This is a genomic window from Gracilibacillus saliphilus (genome assembly GCF_010994085.1).
Taxonomy (GTDB): Bacteria; Bacillota; Bacilli; order Bacillales; family Amphibacillaceae; genus Gracilibacillus; species Gracilibacillus lacisalsi.
On sequence record NZ_WJEB01000029.1, the window covers coordinates 1 to 19,889 of the forward strand.

Below are 19,889 nucleotides of genomic sequence, written 5' to 3' on the forward strand. Positions count from 1 at the left end.
TTTGAATATATTATTTCATACACCAGGAATTTGTGAATTTTTGGGATGTAGATAACGAGTTCTTCGAGAACCGCTCTCGAGGACAAAAGAAAGCCAAAATCGAAAAAAGTATCCACGAGAACCGCTCTCGAGGACAAAAGAAAGCCAAAATCGAAAAAAGTATCCACGAGAACCGCTCTCGAGGACAAAAGAAAGCTAAAATCGGAAAAAATGTCCATGAGAACATCTCTCGAGGGGAAGAACTATATAATTAACTTTATGTAAAATATATATTGCATAAAGTAAAATATCATGTATAATAAAAATATAATATAACAGGAGGTACAGTGATGAACTTATTGAAAAACAAAATCCAAGATGAGCGAGTTGTTCATGAACAAAATAAGATATATCGGGAAATTTATCTTTTGATTTTTGCTATTTGCTTCGTATCGGTGATATATAAATTTTTTATTTACGGCTTTGAGATGGAGCATGTGGCAACCGAAATGGTTATTTTTCTCGCAGCAGGTATTTATTATAGTGTTCGAGCATCACAAAAAGGGTTGTTTTCTGCAGAAGTGGAAATGCATGATAGTAAAAGTAAGTGGAGCTATCAGACGAAAACGATTGTTATAGGTGTTGCGACTGGAATAGCATTAGGGCTGTTCTTCGGAATCAATAGTGCTGTCAACTATGCAGAAACTCCACTAGAAAGGGTCTATTATTTCTTTCTAACGTTTGGAGCGTCCATGATGTTTTATATTCCGATTCTAGTTCTAGTATTGGTCATAAGTTATACCACTGCCAAACATCGCAGTGATAAAGTGATAGACAAACAGCTAGAGGATGACGAATCATGAAAAACTTGAAGCTGAAAGTAGCAAGGGTGGAGCACGATTTGTCTCAAGCCGAACTAGCTGAAAAAGTTGGTGTTACGAGGCAAACGATAGGTTTGATTGAACAGGGGAAATATAATCCAAGTCTGCAGCTGTGTTTATCGATATGTAAAACATTAAATAAAACATTAGACGATTTATTTTGGCAAGAAGAAGACTAAGTGCTTCATACACTTAGTCTTGATTTTTTTTATATTGAATCTTATGCAATCGTGCAAAAACTCCATCTTTGGTTAAAAGTTCCTGGTAGCTTCCTTCTTCGACAATACCTTCATTCGTTACAACTACAACTCGATCAGCATCTTTAATGGTTGCTAATCGGTGGGCAATCACTAATGTCGTACGGTTTTCGGCAAGCTGGTCAAGTGATTGCTGAATCATTCGTTCTGTTTCCGTATCTAATGCAGATGTTGCCTCATCCAATATTAAAATAGGTGGATTTTTCAAGAACGTACGGGCAATCGCTAATCGTTGTTTTTGACCGCCAGAAAGTTTTAAGCCCCGCTCGCCAATTTGGGTGTCATATCCATTTGGTAATTCAGCTATCACCTGATCCAGATGTGCTTTTTTGGCAGCATCGATAATCTCTTCATCCGTTGCCTCTTGATTACCGTAGGCGATATTTTCCCTCACAGTTCCGGTGAAAAGGAAGACATCTTGCTGTACAATACCGATTTGTGAGCGCAATGATTTTTTCGTCATTTTACGGATATCGATTCCATCTATCGTAATCGATCCGTCATCTATGTCATAAAACCTTGGTATCAATGAGCAAATCGTAGTTTTCCCTGCACCAGAAGGGCCGACAAATGCGACCGTTTCTCCAGGATGGATTTGTAAATTAATATCTTCTAATACTTGTTGGTGACTATCATAGGAAAAATCGACTTGCTTAAATTTGATATCACCAGTTAGTTTATCGACAGTAACGGCATTAGGATCATCCTTAATTTCTGGTTCTTTTGCCAGAATTTCTTGGAAACGTCGGAATCCAGCCATTCCTTTCGGGTATAATTCTAACAATGCACTTATCTTATCCACCGGTTTAATTAAAACATTGGTATAAAGAACAAAACTGACTAATTCTCCGTAGGTTAAATTGCCATTAAAGCTTAACCATGCACCGACAATAAGGACAATTAACGTAAGAAAACGAGTCATCATATAAATACTGGAATGTGTTCCTGCCATCACTTTATATGCTTTAATTTTTGCTTTGCGGAATAAGCCGTTATCATGGTTGAATCGTTTTAATTCAAAATCTTCATTTGTAAAAGATTGAACGACTCTTACACCAGATACAGCATCTTCGACACGGGCATTTACACCAGCAATATTATGATACATTTGGTGCCATGCTTTGTTCATGGCGATGTTACAATATGTTACTAAAGCAACTAACAACGGCACCATCACTAAAGCAATTAAAGCAAGTGTTGGGTTAATGGTGAACATAATCCAAAATGCTCCGGTAAAAGTCATAATCGCAATAAAAAAGTCTTCCGGACCATGGTGTGCCAATTCACCAATATCAAATAAATCATTCGTGATTCGGCTCATAATGTGACCAGTTTTCGTATTATCAAAGAAACGAAATGACTGGCGTTGTACATGTGTAAATAATTGCTCACGCATATCTGTTTCAATATTAATTCCCAATTTGTGTCCTAAGTAACTAACAACATATTGTAAGAAGGTACTGAGCAGATAGACTGCAAATAACAAGATACTGACTGTCACAATTAGATCCCAATCACGTTCAGGTAATAATTCATCAATTAACCACTGTACGGCAATAGGAAAGGCGAGTTCTAAGATCGCGACAATGACAGCACTGGAAAAATCAATGATAAACAGTCGTTTATGCGGTTTATAATAAGAAAAAAACTGCTTTAACATGTTAGTAATACTCCTTTTTGATTATTGACTAACATATTATAGCAGAATTTTACCAAATAAGCTTATTATAAAAAGTTTTTCTTAATACCTGATCTGCCGCCTTCGGTATAATGCTGGGGAATGCGTTGTGTTTTTTCCAGTTCTAGTTGGTACTGATACCATGCGGCTTGAAACGTTTGACGTACTATCCATAACCCAAATATCACTTGTATGATCAAAGCTCCCCAGATCCAGTCTGTCGGAAGAAAGCTTGTAACCACTACAGCGAATACCACTTGCAGTAAAAATAACCCCCAATGCATCAGCAAAACAATCAAACTACCTGTCAAAATCGCGAGAATAAGAAACCATTCCATTAATATACCTCCATTATTGTGATATAGATCAATTCTTAGACGCAATCGGTCCGCTACAATAGTAATTAAGAAGGTGGCGGGCGATCATGAACTCACTATTATTATGGATTCATATGGTGGCAGGTATTCTATGGATTGGTGGATTATTTTTTCTGGTCTGGGGTGTTTACCCTGTGACAAGGATCTTGCCAATTTTTCAGCAAAAGCAATTTCTTCTACAAGTAATGAAATGGAGTCATAAAGGATTTGCTTTAGCAGGTATAACAGTACTGATAACAGGCTTTTTAATGGGAATTAGCGGGCCGGTTAACAGTTTGACGATGCTTTTTACTACTTATTACGGAAAATGGTGGATTACTTCACTCTTTATTGGGTTATGTACATTAATATGGGGAACGTTTATCGGCTATCGTGCTTTTATAAAAGTGTTATCACGGGATATCATTTGGAAGATGGCTGCTAAAGGTTATCCGCGTTTATTATACTTTAGCTTATTACAAGTAGCTTTTATCTCTTCAATAGAAGGTTTAGGCTTTTTTATGCTGATTTGGCTGATGGTCATCATTTAGAGAGGAGAGATTGAATGGATAAGCACATCGGTTTATTTGGGTATCGTCAATTGAATCATACCTATAAATATCAAGGTAGCTGGTGGAAGGTTATTCGTCCACCAACTTTAACAGGATCGATCATGCCAATGATTTATGGTACGCTGATTGCTTCCGGTGGGGACTGGGAAGCAATTAATTATCAGCATTTCTTATTGTTTCTTGTTATCGGGGTTATGGTTCAGATGGCAGTCAATATGCTTAATGATTATTTTGATTTTTTAAAAGGCCAAGAGGAAGGAAAATGGTTTGAGGTAGCTCAAGGAAAAATAGGGGTGACACCGTATTTACAACAGATTCCTTTGGTGTTTATTGGGCTAGTAATCGTGTGTTCCAGTTTAACGTTATGGTTAGCGATTCGGACAAGTTTGGTAATTATCGCAATTGGGATTACTGGTTTAGTGCTCGGTTATTTTTATTCGGCAGGTCGTTCTTCTTTATCTACGTTAGGACTTGGAGAAGTCACGTCAATTTTTTCGTTAGGCTGGTTTCCGATTATGATTGCCAGCTATATTCAAATAGGATTCGTGACAACAGAGACACTGGTACTGGCACTTCCTTTTTGTTTTCTGATAGCATCGATGATTTTGACTAATAATATCCGTGACATTAACAAAGATCAGTCCACGAGAAAAACAATTGCGATTCGAATCGGCCACGTGAAGGCCTATTGGTTATTAATACTAATCGTTATCGCAGCTTATTTATCTGTGTTTATATTGATCATGACAGACTTATTACCTTTTACAGCATCTGTTGTCTTATTAGCATTTCCAGTTAGTTACCGGTTAATGACTTACATCAAGCCGACGTCTAATAGCATAAAAAAAGGGATGCGACAAGCAGCCCTTCATCATTTTATCTTTAGTTTATTATTAATCATTGGAACACTTATATCAAGTTAATACCAGTTTCGCTAAGCTCTTTCTAGGAAACACGGACCTTTGATTTCTTATGTTGTATTTTTTTGACCAGTACTCCTTGTTTTGGACTAAATAAATATGCCAAAAGAAAGAAGACACCAGTCATAGTGGCCATCGCACCTGCAATCGATACATTCCAGAAGCTTGCAACCATATAACCACTAATAGCAGACAAAATGCCAATAAGTCCGCTCAGAACAATGACTAGTAAAAATCGCTCGCTTAAAAGATAAGCGGTTGCTCCGGGAACAATTAACATGGCTACAACTAATATCGCGCCAACACTGTCAAAGGAAGCGACGGTAGATAGCGAAACCATCGACATTAACAAGTAATGAATAAAACCAACTGGAATACCAATTAACTTTGCATAAGCCGGATCAAATGTAGAGATTTTGATCGGACGATAGAAAATTATGATCATCACGATATTAAGTATGCAAACAATGCTAAGCATCCAAACGGCAACAGGTCCATAGTTTACCCCAGCAAACGTTAATTGATTCCAAGGGACAAACGTAATTTCTCCCATCAATGCATGCTTAACATCTAAATGAACTTGGTTTCCGATAAATGAAATCAGTACAACACCAAGTGCAAAAAGCGAGGTAAATACAACACCAATAGCAGCATCAGATGGAATTCCTGTTCGATGTAGCATCTCAATAAAGATAGCCGTAAATAACCCGATTACCAATGCCCCGATTAACATAGGGAAACCAGATATAGATTGGGTAACGAAAAAAGCGAGCACAATCCCTAATAAGACGGTGTGGCTGATCGCATCTGCTATCATAGCCATTTTTCGCAACACAAGAATCGAACCACTTATGCCACAAGTGAAACCTACAAGACATCCGGTAATAATAATCCACATCGTATAGGTTGTCATCTTACCAACCTCCTAACGACCAGTCCTTTTGTAAAGCCAAATAATAATGATATAAAGAATAGAACAGAAGCCGTTAAAACGATCATTGGTCCAGTCGGCAAATCTTGGATAACACTGCTCGATATCGTACCAATCAATCCCGATATTGCCCCGAATGTCCCACTAATGATTGTCATTTTGCCAAGACTGTCTGTCCAGTATCTTGCAGCAAGGGCAGGGGTAATTAATAATGCAACGATTAATACGACACCTACCATTTGAATCCCGATGACAATGACAGCTACTAACAATGAGAAAAGTAAACCATTGATCCATTTTACTGGGATTCCAATTCCTTTAGAAAAGGTAAAATCAAATGTTGTATAATGAAATTCACGAAAAAAGATCACAGTAAGCAGCAAAACAAATAGGGAAACTACCCCAATAGTATAGACATCGTTTTTTACAATGGATGCTGCCTGCCCGAAAATAAATGAATCAATTCCTGCTTGGTTTCCGGACATATTTTGCTGGATGTAGGATAATAATAAAATCCCAAACCCGAAGAAAACGGATAGAATCACTCCGATTGCCGCATCTGTTTTCAATTTCGTTTGTTTGATAATCATTTGAATAAAAGAAGTTGCTAAAAGACTTGTAACGGTGGCACCTATTAACAATACTGGTAGGGATTTGTTTTGAAACAAAATATACATGAATGCCACTCCTGGTAATGTTGCGTGTGCCATCCCGTCACTAATTAAACTTTGCTTGCGTAAATAGACAAAACAGCCAATTACTCCACTAGAAAACCCTAATAATAAGCTACCGATCATGACCCAGCGAAAGTTCGGGCTTTCTAATAATGTCATCCATTCCGTTATCATAGCGAATTCCCCGCAATAGAAGGTGGAAAAGTTAAGCTGCCTCCATATGTTCGTTCAATATTTTGCGGCTGAAAGACATCACTTGTTTTACCACAACCGATTGTCTTTTTATTTAATAATAGAACGTGATCAAAATATTCCTGGACGGTTTGTAGATCGTGATGTACGATGATGACCGTTTTTCCATCATTTTTCCATTGTTTCATCAGTTGAATCATCATTTTTTCTGTTGCCGCGTCAACACCTGCAAAAGGTTCATCCATAAAATAGATTGGTGTGTTTTGTGCAAGTGCTCTAGCTAAGAAAACCCGCTGCTGTTGTCCTCCAGATAACTGGCTGATTTGTCTGTTTGCGTATGTTTCCATTCCAATTTCTTTTAAAAATGTCATTGCTAAATCTTTTTCTTGCTTGGAAATCGGTCTAAATCGTTTGAAATGTTTGTAACGCCCCATTAAAACAACGTCTAAAGCATTGATGGGGAAATCCCAATCGACTTCACTACGTTGTGGAACATAGCCGATCAGATCTTTCTGTTGCGTAAAAGGTTGTTCCAAAACATTAACTTTTCCCTCGGTGATCGGAACTAATCCTAGTATTGCTTTCATTAGCGTGGACTTGCCAGCACCGTTTGGCCCGATAATTCCAGTAATCGAACCCTTAGGTACCTGTAAGTGAACGTTTTCCAGCACTTTTTGTTGTTGATATTGCACAGATAAGTTGTGAACAGATAGTGCTAACATGAGTACCCCTCCTATTTTAGTGCATCTACAATCGTGTCAATGTTGTGTTTAACCATTCCGATATAGGTGCCTTCCTCCGTTCCTTCTTCCCCCATTGCATCAGAGAAAAGTTCCCCACCAATTTCTACAGAATGTCCTTTTTCTTTTGCCCCTTCTACTACAGCTTCGATCGAACGTTCAGAGACACTACTCTCAACAAATACACCTTTAACATCGCGATCAATCAATATATCAACTATGTGATTCACATCATGGACACTGTAATCTGATTCTGTACTGAGTCCTTGCAAGCCAACAACATCAAATCCGTAACGCTTGCCAAAATAATGAAAAGCGTCATGAGCGGTGACGAGAACTCTGCTTCGTTCTGGTATTTCATTAATTTGTTCTTCAACATATCTTTCTGTCTCCGTTAATTCTTCGAGGTATGTTTGAGCATTGTCTTGGAAATGTGTCTCATGATCAGGGTCTAAGCTGCTCAATTCGTCAGCTACTACTTGCACTACATCCTTCCAAATCGAGATGTCAAACCAAACATGTGGATCGTAGACTTGCTCATTTTCAGGATCTGCCAATAGTTTAGCTGAATCGATTTGTTCAGCAACTGCAATCGTTGGTTTTTGGTTTTGCATTTGTTCAAATATTTCATCCATCTGACCTTCAAGATGTAAACCGTTATAAAAGATGATCTCTGCACTTTCTAATGTTTCAATGTCACCTTGTACTGCATTGTACAAATGTGGGTCTACTCCAGGACCCATTAAACTTTGCACTTCTACTAGGTTTCCGCCAACGTTTTCTACAACGTCTGCAATTTGCGCAATTGTTGTGACGACTTGTATTTCTGCGGAGTCATTGCTTGCATCATTTGTTGCACAAGCACTAAGTAGTCCTAAACATAAAACAATCCCTAATAACCATTTTTTCGCCATAAATTCTCCACCCCTAAAAAAGTTTTATAAGGGAAACTTTTACGATAAAAAAATAGACGTACACACAAAAGTTTCCTATATCTAAATTATATGCGTTGATGAAAAAATGTCAACTATTTCTTTTTTGTTTTTTGGCTCTTTGGTATACTAAGGGAAATAGTAAGCATGAATTAGTGTGAAGGAGAGTGTTATGACAACAATCAATGATATTGCAAGACTAGCTAATGTATCGCGTTCAACGGTTTCACGCCATTTGAATAAAAATGGCTATGTAAGCCAGGAAGCTCAGGAACGAATAGATAAAGTTATCGAAGAGACCGGTTATTTCCCGAGTCAATCAGCCAAATCGTTACGAACGAAAAAAACGGGTGTAGTTGGAGTGATTTTACCGAAAATAAGCACCGAAACAGCCAGTCGTGTTGTGGATGGTATTAATCAAGTGTTGCAGGAAAATGATTATCAAATGCTGTTGACGCAAACCTTATTGGAAAAGGAAAAAGAAATTGTCTTTATCAGACTATTACAATCCCGAAATGTGGATGGAATTATTTTATTAGGAACCAATACAGACGAAGCTCTAGTGGAGGAGATCAAACAATCAGATGTTCCAGTCGTTGTACTTGGCCAAGACATGCCGGGGACTACATCGATACATTATCCTGATTATAAGGCAACAGCGGAAATGATTAGCTACATGATTGAGAAAGGCTACCGAGATATTAGTTTTATTGGGGTACCGGAGGATGATCCTGCAGTAGGAATAGTAAGGAAAAAAGCATATATTGATACATTAAAGGAGCATAATCTACCGGTTTTAACTGAACGGATAACTTATGGTGATTTTAGTATTGATTCTGGCTATCATGCGATGGAAACGATTATGAATCAAACGATGAAACCAGATGCTGTCTTTGTTGTAACGGACAATATGGCAGTCGGTGCGATGCAATATTTAAAAGAAAATCATTATAATATTCCAGCGGATATCGGTATGGCAACAACGGGAGTGTCGCGTTTATCCAAATATATTGAGCCTGTCCTAACAACGATTGATTTTCAGAACGAAGAAGCTGGTACCGCTATTACTAGTTTGCTTATGAGACAATTAAACGGTTACAAAAAAACAAAAAAATTAACCCATACCTATAGACGATTGTCAGGAAATAGTTTATAATCTGTTTTAACGAATGTGTGAGAACGATCCCATATCATTCGTTATCATTTTTGGTTGATATGGAATCGATCCCACTTTTAATAAAATAGAGGAGGTAATCTTAGATGGCAAGTAATGAAGAGATAGCAAAACAAGTCATCAATGCCATAGGTGGAGAAGAGAATATTCAATCGATTGCTCACTGTGCAACGAGACTGCGTATTATGGTACATGATCGTGAGAAAGTGAATGTAGAAGAAGTAGAAGAGATTGATAAAGTAAAAGGAGCTTTCTTTAATTCAGGACAATACCAAATTATTTTTGGAACAGGAACAGTAAACCGGATTTACGAGGCAGTGACCAATCAAGGTGTTTCTGGTTCATCCAAAACAGAAATGAAAGAAGAAACCAAAAAGCAAGGTACTACTTTTCAACGGGCTATCCGCACATTTGGTGATGTTTTTGTACCAATTATTCCTGTCCTTGTTGCAACCGGTTTATTTATGGGGTTACGCGGACTGATTACGCAAGAACAAGTATTAGCATTATTTGGTTTAACACCCGATAGTATTTCGGACAACTTTTTATTATTTACTGAAGTGTTAACAGACACAGCATTTGTCTTTCTGCCGGCTCTTGTAGCATGGTCAACTTTTAGAGTATTTGGCGGCACACCTGTAATCGGTTTAGTACTAGGGTTAATGCTTGTTTCACCATCATTGCCAAATGCATGGGCAGTAGCAGAAGGTGCAGCGGAACCACTTTACTTTTTAGGTTTTATTCCAGTAATCGGTTATCAGGGTTCCGTTTTACCAGCATTTTTTGCCGGTTTAATCGGAGCAAAGATTGAGAAGTTTTTCCGTAAGCGTGTTCCGGAAGCATTGGACTTAATTGTAACACCATTTTTAGTCTTACTAATTATGATCATTTTATCGTTATTTGCATTAGGTCCAGTTCTACACTTAGTAGAAAATTGGATTTTTGACGGAACAATGGCATTACTAGAATTACCCCTAGGATTAAGTGGATTAATCATTGGATTTTTCCATCAGCTCATCGTTATCACGGGGGTTCATCACATCTTTAATTTCTTGGAAATCCAGTTGTTAGAAAACCTAAATCACAACCCCTTCAACCCTATTATTACAGCATCGATTGCAGCCCAAGGTGGTGCAGCATTAGCTGTTGCTGTAAAATCAAAGCAAAAGAAAATGAAGGCTTTAGCGTATCCTTCATCATTATCGGCATTTCTAGGAATTACCGAACCAGCGATCTTTGGTATTAACCTACGTCATGGTAAGCCATTTATAATGGGATTAATCGGTGGAAGTATCGCTGGTTTTATCGCAACATTATTTAATTTACAGGCAACCGGAATGGCCATCACCGTAATTCCTGGTATATTACTTTATTTGAATGAACAATTATTCTTATATATTTTAGTAAACCTTGTGGCAATTGGTATCGCATTCGGTTTAACCTACTTCTTTGGGTATAAGGAAGATAAATAAAAGTAACCGTGATAAGAAAAGGCCGGATTGCTCCGGCCTTTTGTCTATAAATGCTGGTCTTACGGACAAAAGATAGCCAAATCTAGTTTAATTCCATAAGAATGGATCGTATAGACAGAAATTAGTTGTTCCAAGAAAAAGTGTCCGTAAGACTGAATCTTTTGGACAAAAAATAGTCAAATTATGAAAAAATGTCCACAATAATTTTACAAGGGGATAATCGAATGGATAGAGATCAAGAATTGCGACAGAAAGCACAACAGGAAGTAGAAAAATATCAGGTGATCGTCACTTCTGATCCTTACCGACCGACCTATCACATAGCACCGCCTGTAGGTCTTATCAATGATCCCAACGGTTGGATTCAATGGAATGGCATCTATCATCTTTTTTACCAATGGATGCCGTTTGGAACCGAGCATGGGGCAAAGTTCTGGGGACATCTCTCATCCACAAACTTAGTGGATTGGAAGCAAGAACCGATCGCTTTAACACCAAGTGAATGGTTTGATAAAGATGGTTGTTACTCGGGAAGTGCCATTTCACATGATGATCAACTCCATCTTTTTTACACTGGTAATGTCAAAACTAATGGTGTTCGGGAAACATACCAATGTTTAGCGACATCCAAAGATGGGATTCATTTTGATAAAAAAGGAGTACTAATTGAACTTCCAAATGGTTTCACTGCTCATTTCCGTGACCCAAAGGTATGGAATGACGACAGTAAATTTTATATGGTGATTGGAGCTCAAAAAGAAGATAACACAGGCTCTGTTGTTTGGTATGAGTCAGAAGATCTTCAAGACTGGGAGTACAAAGGTATCTTGGCAGATGGATTTGGATATATGTGGGAGTGCCCAGACTTTTTCTTACTAGATGGGCAATATGTACTACTTTTTTCCCCCCAAGGATTAAGAGCAGAGGGTATCAATAACCGGAATGTCTATCAAAGCGGCTATGTGATCGGGAAATGGAATGATCATTTTACGTTTGGAGAGTTCTCAGAATTAGATCGCGGTTTCGAATTTTATGCACCACAAACCACCCTAGATGAAAAAGGACGACGCTTGTTATTTGGATGGATGGGTGTACCAGATCAGAAAGAAGAATATCATCCAACTAAAAAGCATCACTGGATCCATCAATTAACATTACCTCGGGAACTAGAATTAAAGGATGGGAAAATCTATCAAAAGCCTGTAGAAGAGCTCGTCGAATTACGGGATGAATTGATCGTTCATGAACTTGGACCTATAACCAAAACAATTCCGAGAGCGAGCGAAATACTACTAGATGAAATTACAAGTGAAAAAGGATATATTACGATATTCGATTATGCTACAATAGATTTTGATAAAAAAAATCGAACTATCAAATTAACGCGACCGGCATTCGATAATGGTGAAAAAGAAGAACGAGTAGGGATTGTCGAAAAAGACTTAAACGACATTCGTATTTTTCTAGATCACTCTTCATTTGAAATATTTATTAATGGCGGGGAACTCGTCTTTACCTCACGTATGTTTGCTAGTTTTTATCATTCAACATTAGAGGTACAAGCACAAGGTCAGTTGTCATTATGGTCGTTAAGGCAGAAGTTTTAGGGAGGTAACCTTGTTGAAGTTAGGTGCAATTGAAGCTGGAGGAACCAAATTTGTTTTAGCCGTAGGTAATGATCAAGGTGATATTCTTGAAAAAGAAGTTATTCCAACAGAACATCCTGATACTACCGTGCCAAAAGTGTTGGCTTTCTTCGAAGGAAAAGGTATCAAGCGCCTTGGACTTGGAGGCTTTGGTCCGATTGATATTAATGAAACAAGTCCTGCATATGGTCAATTACAAAAAACACCGAAAACAGACTGGGTGGATTATCCATTAGGAGCTAAATTAAAGGAAGGTTTAGGTGTCCCAATCATTATTGATACCGACGTAAACGTAGCAGCAATGTCAGAAGCGAAATGGGGAAATGCGATAGATGTAGATACTTGCTTATATATTACAGTCGGTACTGGTATCGGTGCGGGAGCGTATTTCCATGGACAAACATTAAAAGGATTATCCCATCCGGAAATGGGACATATTAAAGTCCGTCGTCATCCGGAAGATAGCTATGAAGGTACTTGTCCTTATCATGGTGACTGTCTCGAAGGTGTTGCTGCTGGCCCTTCCTTAGAAAAGAGATGGGGAAAGAAAGGTCATGAACTTGCAGATGATCAAAAAGTCTGGGAAATGGAAGCCTTTTATTTAGCACAAGCATTGACTAGCTATATTTACATTTTATCACCAGAGCGGATTATTATGGGTGGTGGCGTCATGAAACAACAACAGCTCTTTCCTTTGATACGAAGAAATGTACTTGAAATGCTTAATGGCTATGTCAGTTCGCCATATTTAACGGAAAAAGAAATCGATCGTTATATCGTATCACCTGGATTGACTGATGAAGCAGGAGTGAAAGGTGCTTTGTATTTGGCGATGCAGGAATAACCTTATTACTATATAGGTCATTGTTTAGACCATAATCGAAACCATAATAAAGGGTACAGCCCCTTTATTATGGAAACAGCTATTGATTAGTTTTAGCTGACTGATTTTACTTTCAGTCAGCTTTTTTATCTATGAAATAATTAGCTCCATTGTTTTAAAGAAATGTAAACAAATTTACATTCTCTCTTCAAAAACCCCTCCAACCACACGGTTACCTTATTCTTCCTTTACACGTACTTAACAAATTCCATACATTCCGTTTAATTGTTATTAATAGTCAGCCTGTACAATAATCAATACAGACTAATTAACAGACAAAATGTAAAGGAGAGAAATCATACAATGTTTAAATTTAAATCTAAATCTTCTATTATTTTATTTATGACTCTATTATTACTTACTGCTTGTTCTGATAGCACATCGGGAGAAGAAGATGGAGTATCAGGTGAATTATCGTTCTATACATCCCAACCTGATGTTGATGCCGAGCAATTAGTGGAAGCTTTTAATCAACAATATCCAGATGTAACTGTTTCTACATATCGTTCTGGGACGGAAGAGGTAATCAGTAAAGTACAAGCAGAGGCGCAAGCTGGTGATGTACAAGCAGATGTTTTGCTTGTTGCAGATGCGGTAACATTTGAAAGTTTAAAGGAACAAGAAATGCTGCAAGCTTATGAATCACCTGAATTAGAAACGATACCAGATAATTTTGTTGACCCAGATCATATGTATGCAGGGACAAAAGTGATGTCAACGGCAATGGTTGTCAACACCAATAATGTTTCAGAACTTCCAACTTCATGGAATGCTTTAACAGAGGCAACAGATAATTTAGCAATGCCTAGTCCGTTATATTCTGGAGCAGCAGCATATAATTTAGGTGTGTTTACCCGAAATGATCAATTTGGTTGGGAATTTTATGAAAATCTGCAAGCAAATAATCCGACCGTTACGCAAGGAAATGGAGGAGTTCTGCAAGCAGTAGCAGATGGCGAAGTTGATTATGGAATGGTTGTAGACTTTATTGTCGCGCGTGCAGAAGCAGAAGGTTCTCCGGTTACATTAGTTTATCCTGATGAAGGGGTTCCAGTTATTACAGAGCCAATTGGTATTATGAAAGAGGCGCAAAATCAAGAAGCAGCCCAAGCGTTTGTTGATTTTGTCCTTTCTGAAGAAGGGCAAGAATTAGCAAAGGACATTGGCTATACACCAATCCGTGAAGGTGTCGAGGCACCAGAAGGATTGAAGACTATTGATGAGATGAATGTATTAGATGCAGATATTAATGAATTGTATCAAGCAAGAGAAGAAGATAAAGAACGTTTTACTGAATTGTTTGGAGAATAGGATGAGTCAAGAATGAAAAATATGTCCAAGGAGATAATGCCGAATCGTGCATTATCTTCTCTGTTTAAAATGAAATTTATTAAAATTATTGCCTTACTGACGATTATTATTTTCTTTTTAGTACCAGTTTTACGATTGGTTTTGCTAAGTTTTCAAGTAGACAGTCAGCTATCATTGCAAAACTATACCGATATATTACAAGATAGCAAGACTTGGTCTGTATTAACGGATACTATTCTGATCGTCGTAGGTTCCACAACCATTTCGGTAACATTAGGCGTGTTACTGGCATGGCTCGTTGCCTATACAGATATACGTGCAAAGAAATGGATGCAGGTGTTTATTATTTTACCTTTTGTGATCCCGTCTTATATATCGACATTAGCATGGACACAATTTTTAGGTGCAAATGGTCTTTATGGAAAATTAGTAACGTTTCTACCTTTTTCACTGGAGCCTATTAATTTATACAGTATGGGTGGGATCATTTTTGTATTGGGATTTTCTCATTATCCATTAGTGTACTTGCTTTCTGTAAGTGTATTTCGTAAGGTGCCGCGTGAAGTAGAACAAGCGGCACGTGTATCTGGTGCAAGTGGGTGGAGAACCTTTTTGAAAGTAACGGTACCATTGGCTCTCCCAGGAATAGCGAGTGGTGGTTTCCTAGCTTTTCTTGCTAACCTTGACAATTTTGGTATTCCAGCTTTTTTGGGGATACCTGCACAAATTGATGTATTAAGTACCTATATTTATCAGCAAGTAGTTGGTTTTGGACCGTCAGCATTTCAACGGGCGGCGACACTTTCTGTTTTGCTTGGGATTATTGCTTTATGTGGTACATTGGTGCAATGGCTGTTATTAAAAAAGTCTAAACGCTTGGAAACAACTGTAGAAGACAAAAAGCCTCGCGTGCACCTTGGAAAATCCAAAAACTTGATAGAATTCCTATTATGGAGCTTTTTCTTGTTAACGAGCTTAGTACCTTTTATTTCAATGTTAATGACTTCTTTATTATCAGCGTATGGATTGGACTTCACCTGGGAAAATATCAGTCTGAAAAACTATCAATTTTTCTTGGAAAATAGTCCAAAGGCAAAACGAGCAATCGGAAACAGTCTGCAATTAGCGCTAGTAACCACTATTATTGGCGTGGTCATTGGTACGGCTTTTGCTTATTATCGTGTGCGGAAACCAAATCGCTGGAGTCAATTCTCAGAAATGTCGATTAGTTTACCATACGCACTACCAGGTACCGTAATGGCGTTAGCGATGATTTTTGCTTGGATGGAGCCTGTACCTGGCTGGAATCCAGGAATATATGGATCAGTAATGATTCTTTTTATCGCTTATATTACTAGATTCTTAATTTTGCAAGTAAGAGGAAGTATTACGGCTATTATGCAAGTAGATGTGTCTATGGAAGAAGCGGCAATGGTGAGTGGCTCGAATGGCTGGTCGAAATGGCGAAAAATACTAATTCCGCTGTTATTACCGAGTGTGCTAAGTGGGGCATTCTTGGTTTTCCTCACAGCATTAACCGAATTAACAGTATCTTCCTTATTGTGGTCAAGTAATAGTGAAACAATCGGAGTGGTTATTTTCAGTTTTGAACAATCTGGTTACACCACTTATTCAACAGCTTTTTCCAGTTTGATCATCGCCTTCATTTTATTTGGTTTTATCACATTATATGTGCTTCAATACTTTTGGAACAGAAAGGTGGCAAACGTCAAATGACAATAGCAATTAATCAACTAAGTAAAGAATTTGACGGATTTCAAGCACTTAAAAAAATAAATTTGCAAGTACGAGAAGGGGAACTTATTGCGATCTTAGGTCCTTCTGGTTGTGGCAAAACAACATTACTTCGGTTATTAGCAGGCTTTCTATCACCGAGTGAAGGAGAGATCGTAATCGGTAATAATGCAGTTGGTAATCCGCAGCAAACATTACCACCTGAACATCGAAATATCGGGATGGTCTTTCAATCTTTCGCATTATGGCCGCACTTAAACGTGCAAGAACATATTCGTTTTCCATTAATGCATCATCGATTTGTTAGAAAAGAAATAAAAAAGAACCAACATGAACGGATAAACGAAGTGTTGAAAATGGTGGATTTAGAGGCGTTTGCTGAGCGGATGCCTAACGAATTATCTGGTGGACAGAAACAACGTGTGGCATTAGCTCGGGCAATTGCACCTCAACCTGAATTATTATTGATGGATGAACCACTAAGTAATCTAGATGCCGAACTGAGAATGGAAATGCGCAGTGAAATCCAAGCCTTACATCAGTTGACAAAGGCAACGATTGTCTATGTAACACACGATCAGGGTGAAGCTTTGGCAATGGCAGACCGCATTGTTGTAATGAACCAAGGGGAAATAGAACAAATCGGTACACCTAGTGACATCTATACGAAACCAGTTTCCCCATTCGTTGCACGCTTTGTAGGAAAAGCTAATTTAGTAGAAGGTGTCTGGAACGAGAAGCATTTTGTCCCTTCGTTAGCTTCCGATATCCGCTGGCCAGATACAGGTGTCGTTTCGGCTATGAAAGAACAAAACATTTATCCAGTACGGCCGGAACAATTTAGACTAACTAAAGAAAATGAAACTGGCAGTGGCTTACCTGGCCAGATTACTAGTGTACAGTTTCAAGGGAAAGAAATTCACTATACGGTAGAAGTAGCAGATCAAACATGGGCTGTTCATACTGATGTATCAGAACAATTCTCTTTAGGCGAAGCGGTATATATTCAACTATCAGTGCCACGTAATACAGCAACCAAGAACCATCAACACCAAGCAATATAATCGCTTACATTATATCTCTATGCTAGAATGAGACTAGATTTAATAGGAGAGGTGAGAGTGATGAAGAAACTTGAATTAGGTAACAGTGGTTTGCAAGTTAGTGAAATTTCGTTAGGCTGTATGCGAATGGACCAATTGTCCAAGCAAGATGCAAATCGTGTAATTGAAAATGCGCTTGAACTAGGGATAGACTTTTTTGATCATGCTGATATTTATGGTGGCGGTAAATCAGAAGAAATTTTCGCTGATGCGATTAATATGAACCCATCTATTAGAGAAAAAATGGTGATTCAATCGAAATGTGGGATTCGCGACGGCTTTTTTGATTTTTCCAAAGAACATATTCTTGCCTCAGTGGAAGGCAGTTTAAAAAGATTAAAAACAGATTATTTAGATGTGCTTTTATTACATAGGCCAGACACACTAGTTGAACCAGAAGAAGTGGCAGAAGCATTTAATGAGTTAAAGCAAAGTGGAAAGGTTCGCCACTTCGGGGTAAGTAACCAAAATCCGACCCAAATCGAATTACTAAAAAAATATGTCGAGCAAGACTTAGTAGCTAACCAGCTGCAATTAAGCTTGATGTTTACACCAATGATCGATGCTGGTCTAAATGTAAATATGGAGCATGATCCAGCGATTGTTCGAGATGGAGGAGTGTTGGATTACAGTCGTCTTCATAATATGACGATCCAGCCATGGTCCCCATTCCAGCACGGTTTCTTTGAAGGTGTATTTGTTGATAATGATCAATTCCCGATATTAAATGAAAAATTACAAGAGTATGCAGAGAAAAAGGGTGTCACGAAATCAGCGATTGCAATTGCATGGATTTTACGTCATCCAGCCAGAATGCAGCCTATTGTAGGTACTATGAATCCTGAACGACTGCAAAATGTTGCGAAAGCATCAGAAGTAAATCTGACAAGAGAAGAATGGTATGACTTGTATCGGATTGCGGGGAATAAGTTGCCGTAAGAATTAGTAGCTGTTTATCTTATAGATAAACAGCTACTTTAGTTTTTAGAGCATTTCTTTACAAGTAGGAATGCTCTTTTTTTATGTCTTTAAAATATGCAATTTAAATTTATCACAATAAAAAAATAACAAAAAACAGTAATTATTTATTGTTAAACGATAAAAATGTGCTATAATTCAAATGAAGAATAATGAAATGAGGTGCTTTTTTGAAAAAAGGTTCAACGCTCTTTTTAAAGATAGCTGTTCTTTTTATTGGAATTCCAGTTCTAGCTTTGTGTCTATTTGGATTAGTTAAGTTAGCTAATAATCCAGTAAGCCCCGACTATGCTCATTTACTGTATCCCATTGTAATAGGGATGTATCTATCAGCGATTCCATTTTACATGGCATTGTATTGGGCTTTTAGACTTTTAAACCATATTGATAAAAATAAAGCTTTCTCGCAAATATCTGTTAAAGCTTTAAAGAATATAAAAAATTGTGCTATCACAATCAGCAGCTTGTATGTCGTTATCATTCCGTTCGTTTACCTTGTGGCAGAGAAAGATGATGCTCCAGGTCTTATCATATTCGGAATGGTCCCTATCTTTGCTTCAATGGTAATTGCTGTTTTTGCTGCAGTTTTACATCGACTTTTACAAGAAGCAATAGATATAAAATCGGAAAATGATTTAACAGTCTGAGAAGATAGAATATATAAATACGAAGAAGCTCAAGCATTATAAAGCAGAATATTATGTGTTTTTTCCTAGAGTTCGTATAATAAAGGGGAAGTAATTTGGAGGTGACAAAATATGGATAAAAATCAAATTAAAAAGGATATCATCGATGCGATGCATTATCGACATGCAACGAAAAAATTCGATCCGAATAAAAAAATAGAGGAAGCGGATTTCCGGTTCATACTTGAAACAGGGTACTTATCTCCAAGTTCATTTGGTATTGAGCCGTGGAGATTTTTAATTATTCAAAGTCCGGAATTGCGCGAAAAAATTAAAAATACGTCATGGGGAGCAAGAGGGAAAGTAATGGATGCTAGTCATTTCGTTATATTCTTAGCTCGAACAGCAAAGGATACGAAGTATGATGCTGAATATCTGCTTGACCATTACAAAAACGTACATCAATACCCTGATGAAGCATTACAAGGATTATTACCGATGATTGAAAACTTCCAGAAAGAAGATTTTGATTTATTGGTCGATGATCGTCGTATGCTAGACTGGTCATCTAAGCAAACATATATAGCACTGGCTAATATGATGACAGCTGCTGCCCAAATAGGTGTTGACTCTTGTCCAATTGAAGGTTTCCCAATGAAAGAAATGAACGAATTACTACATGAAGAGGGACTTTTAGAAGAAGACAGCTTTTCGATTTCTGTAATGGCAGCGTTCGGCTATCGCTTGCAGGATGCTCCAGAGAAAAGCAGACGTCCGTTTGATGATATCGTGAAATTTGTATAATATGTAAAGCCGTGGTTAAAGATAC

General features: G+C 37.8%; 20 protein-coding genes. 14 read left to right on the forward strand and 6 right to left on the reverse strand.

Annotation, left to right across the window (positions count from 1 at the left end):
* The first annotated feature begins 329 nt into the window (after positions 1–329).
* Positions 330–842: a DUF6773 family protein gene (locus GHT08_RS15995; protein WP_163582480.1), complete on the forward strand. Its 513-nt coding sequence runs from the start codon at positions 330–332 to the stop codon at positions 840–842.
* Positions 839–1,039, forward strand: a complete 201-nt coding sequence (locus GHT08_RS16000) for a helix-turn-helix transcriptional regulator (RefSeq protein WP_018931280.1) — start codon at positions 839–841, stop codon at positions 1,037–1,039. Before GHT08_RS15995 ends, GHT08_RS16000 begins: the two co-directional genes overlap by 4 nt.
* Positions 1,040–1,052: 13 nt before the next feature.
* On the opposite strand, the gene GHT08_RS16005 is transcribed toward GHT08_RS16000, so the two are convergent.
* Together GHT08_RS16005 and GHT08_RS16010 are read right to left on the reverse strand one after the other, a co-directional pair.
* Positions 1,053–2,777, reverse strand: coding sequence for an ABC transporter ATP-binding protein (locus GHT08_RS16005; RefSeq protein WP_163582481.1), 1,725 nt, complete (start codon positions 2,775–2,777; stop codon positions 1,053–1,055).
* A 65-nt stretch (positions 2,778–2,842) separates the two neighbouring features.
* Complete coding sequence (locus GHT08_RS16010) at positions 2,843–3,133, reverse strand: hypothetical protein (protein WP_018931278.1); 291 nt, start codon at positions 3,131–3,133, stop codon at positions 2,843–2,845.
* A gap of 86 nt (positions 3,134–3,219) precedes the next feature.
* Here GHT08_RS16010 and GHT08_RS16015 point away from each other — a divergent pair, with 86 nt between their 5' ends.
* On the forward strand, positions 3,220–3,702 hold the full coding sequence (locus tag GHT08_RS16015) for a hypothetical protein (RefSeq protein ID WP_163582482.1): 483 nt from the start codon (positions 3,220–3,222) through the stop codon (positions 3,700–3,702).
* 14 nt (positions 3,703–3,716) lie between these two features.
* Complete coding sequence (locus tag GHT08_RS16020; RefSeq protein ID WP_163582483.1) at positions 3,717–4,646, forward strand: prenyltransferase; 930 nt, start codon at positions 3,717–3,719, stop codon at positions 4,644–4,646.
* Between the two features lie 22 nt (positions 4,647–4,668).
* On the opposite strand, the gene GHT08_RS16025 is transcribed toward GHT08_RS16020, so the two are convergent.
* From GHT08_RS16025 to GHT08_RS16040, 4 genes are read right to left on the reverse strand one after another with little or no spacing between them, the layout of a single operon-like run.
* On the reverse strand, positions 4,669–5,556 hold the full coding sequence (locus GHT08_RS16025) for a metal ABC transporter permease (RefSeq protein ID WP_163582484.1): 888 nt from the start codon (positions 5,554–5,556) through the stop codon (positions 4,669–4,671).
* Positions 5,553–6,422 (reverse strand): metal ABC transporter permease, encoded by an 870-nt coding sequence (locus GHT08_RS16030; RefSeq protein WP_163582485.1) that lies wholly within the window; start codon positions 6,420–6,422, stop codon positions 5,553–5,555. Before GHT08_RS16030 ends, GHT08_RS16025 begins: the two co-directional genes overlap by 4 nt.
* A complete protein-coding gene (locus GHT08_RS16035) occupies positions 6,419–7,162 on the reverse strand; it encodes a metal ABC transporter ATP-binding protein (RefSeq protein ID WP_163582486.1) in 744 nt (247 codons plus the stop codon). The genes GHT08_RS16030 and GHT08_RS16035 overlap by 4 nt, the downstream gene beginning before the upstream one ends.
* A gap of 11 nt (positions 7,163–7,173) precedes the next feature.
* The gene (locus tag GHT08_RS16040) at positions 7,174–8,094 is read right to left on the reverse strand and encodes a metal ABC transporter solute-binding protein, Zn/Mn family (protein WP_163582487.1); all 921 of its coding nucleotides are present in this window, start codon (positions 8,092–8,094) and stop codon (positions 7,174–7,176) included.
* Positions 8,095–8,284: 190 nt separating this feature from the next.
* Between GHT08_RS16040 and GHT08_RS16045 the strand changes: the two genes are divergently transcribed.
* The 10 genes from GHT08_RS16045 (at position 8,285) to GHT08_RS16090 (ending at position 19,864) form a co-directional block, all read left to right on the forward strand.
* Complete coding sequence (locus GHT08_RS16045; protein WP_163582488.1) at positions 8,285–9,268, forward strand: LacI family DNA-binding transcriptional regulator; 984 nt, start codon at positions 8,285–8,287, stop codon at positions 9,266–9,268.
* Positions 9,269–9,372: 104 nt separating this feature from the next.
* Entirely contained in the window at positions 9,373–10,758 is a 1,386-nt protein-coding gene (locus GHT08_RS16050; RefSeq protein WP_163582489.1) for a sucrose-specific PTS transporter subunit IIBC, read from the forward strand.
* A gap of 224 nt (positions 10,759–10,982) precedes the next feature.
* On the forward strand, positions 10,983–12,365 hold the full coding sequence (locus GHT08_RS16055) for a glycoside hydrolase family 32 protein (RefSeq protein WP_163582490.1): 1,383 nt from the start codon (positions 10,983–10,985) through the stop codon (positions 12,363–12,365).
* 13 nt (positions 12,366–12,378) lie between these two features.
* On the forward strand, positions 12,379–13,248 hold the full coding sequence (locus GHT08_RS16060; RefSeq protein ID WP_163582491.1) for an ROK family protein: 870 nt from the start codon (positions 12,379–12,381) through the stop codon (positions 13,246–13,248).
* A 342-nt stretch (positions 13,249–13,590) separates the two neighbouring features.
* A complete protein-coding gene (locus tag GHT08_RS16065; protein ID WP_163582492.1) occupies positions 13,591–14,598 on the forward strand; it encodes an ABC transporter substrate-binding protein in 1,008 nt (335 codons plus the stop codon).
* A gap of 12 nt (positions 14,599–14,610) precedes the next feature.
* Complete coding sequence (locus GHT08_RS16070; RefSeq protein ID WP_163582493.1) at positions 14,611–16,335, forward strand: ABC transporter permease; 1,725 nt, start codon at positions 14,611–14,613, stop codon at positions 16,333–16,335.
* On the forward strand, positions 16,332–17,417 hold the full coding sequence (locus GHT08_RS16075) for an ABC transporter ATP-binding protein (protein WP_163582494.1): 1,086 nt from the start codon (positions 16,332–16,334) through the stop codon (positions 17,415–17,417). Before GHT08_RS16070 ends, GHT08_RS16075 begins: the two co-directional genes overlap by 4 nt.
* 60 nt (positions 17,418–17,477) lie before the next feature.
* Entirely contained in the window at positions 17,478–18,395 is a 918-nt protein-coding gene (locus GHT08_RS16080; RefSeq protein ID WP_163582568.1) for an aldo/keto reductase, read from the forward strand.
* Between the two features lie 209 nt (positions 18,396–18,604).
* Positions 18,605–19,081: a DUF2975 domain-containing protein gene (locus tag GHT08_RS16085; protein ID WP_163582495.1), complete on the forward strand. Its 477-nt coding sequence runs from the start codon at positions 18,605–18,607 to the stop codon at positions 19,079–19,081.
* 111 nt (positions 19,082–19,192) lie between these two features.
* Positions 19,193–19,864, forward strand: a complete 672-nt coding sequence (locus GHT08_RS16090) for an NAD(P)H-dependent oxidoreductase (protein WP_163582496.1) — start codon at positions 19,193–19,195, stop codon at positions 19,862–19,864.
* Positions 19,865–19,889 lie beyond the last annotated feature (25 nt).

Excerpts from the sequence above, each read along its gene's own strand:
- GHT08_RS15995 (WP_163582480.1), top strand. The coding sequence starts at position 330 with ATGAACTTATTGAAAAACAAAATCCAAGATGAGCGAGTTGTTCATGAA.
- GHT08_RS16030 (WP_163582485.1), bottom strand. The coding sequence starts at position 6,422 with ATGATAACGGAATGGATGACATTATTAGAAAGCCCGAACTTTCGCTGG.
- GHT08_RS16090 (WP_163582496.1), top strand. The coding sequence starts at position 19,193 with ATGGATAAAAATCAAATTAAAAAGGATATCATCGATGCGATGCATTAT.
- GHT08_RS16035 (WP_163582486.1), bottom strand. The coding sequence starts at position 7,162 with ATGTTAGCACTATCTGTTCACAACTTATCTGTGCAATATCAACAACAA.
- GHT08_RS16010 (WP_018931278.1), bottom strand. The coding sequence starts at position 3,133 with ATGGAATGGTTTCTTATTCTCGCGATTTTGACAGGTAGTTTGATTGTT.
- GHT08_RS16020 (WP_163582483.1), top strand. The coding sequence starts at position 3,717 with ATGGATAAGCACATCGGTTTATTTGGGTATCGTCAATTGAATCATACC.
- GHT08_RS16050 (WP_163582489.1), top strand. The coding sequence starts at position 9,373 with ATGGCAAGTAATGAAGAGATAGCAAAACAAGTCATCAATGCCATAGGT.
- GHT08_RS16065 (WP_163582492.1), top strand. The coding sequence starts at position 13,591 with ATGTTTAAATTTAAATCTAAATCTTCTATTATTTTATTTATGACTCTA.
- GHT08_RS16045 (WP_163582488.1), top strand. The coding sequence starts at position 8,285 with ATGACAACAATCAATGATATTGCAAGACTAGCTAATGTATCGCGTTCA.
- GHT08_RS16080 (WP_163582568.1), top strand. The coding sequence starts at position 17,478 with ATGAAGAAACTTGAATTAGGTAACAGTGGTTTGCAAGTTAGTGAAATT.
- GHT08_RS16015 (WP_163582482.1), top strand. The coding sequence starts at position 3,220 with ATGAACTCACTATTATTATGGATTCATATGGTGGCAGGTATTCTATGG.
- GHT08_RS16005 (WP_163582481.1), bottom strand. The coding sequence starts at position 2,777 with ATGTTAAAGCAGTTTTTTTCTTATTATAAACCGCATAAACGACTGTTT.
- GHT08_RS16055 (WP_163582490.1), top strand. The coding sequence starts at position 10,983 with ATGGATAGAGATCAAGAATTGCGACAGAAAGCACAACAGGAAGTAGAA.
- GHT08_RS16000 (WP_018931280.1), top strand. The coding sequence starts at position 839 with ATGAAAAACTTGAAGCTGAAAGTAGCAAGGGTGGAGCACGATTTGTCT.
- GHT08_RS16025 (WP_163582484.1), bottom strand. The coding sequence starts at position 5,556 with ATGACAACCTATACGATGTGGATTATTATTACCGGATGTCTTGTAGGT.
- GHT08_RS16040 (WP_163582487.1), bottom strand. The coding sequence starts at position 8,094 with ATGGCGAAAAAATGGTTATTAGGGATTGTTTTATGTTTAGGACTACTT.
- GHT08_RS16070 (WP_163582493.1), top strand. The coding sequence starts at position 14,611 with ATGAAAAATATGTCCAAGGAGATAATGCCGAATCGTGCATTATCTTCT.
- GHT08_RS16075 (WP_163582494.1), top strand. The coding sequence starts at position 16,332 with ATGACAATAGCAATTAATCAACTAAGTAAAGAATTTGACGGATTTCAA.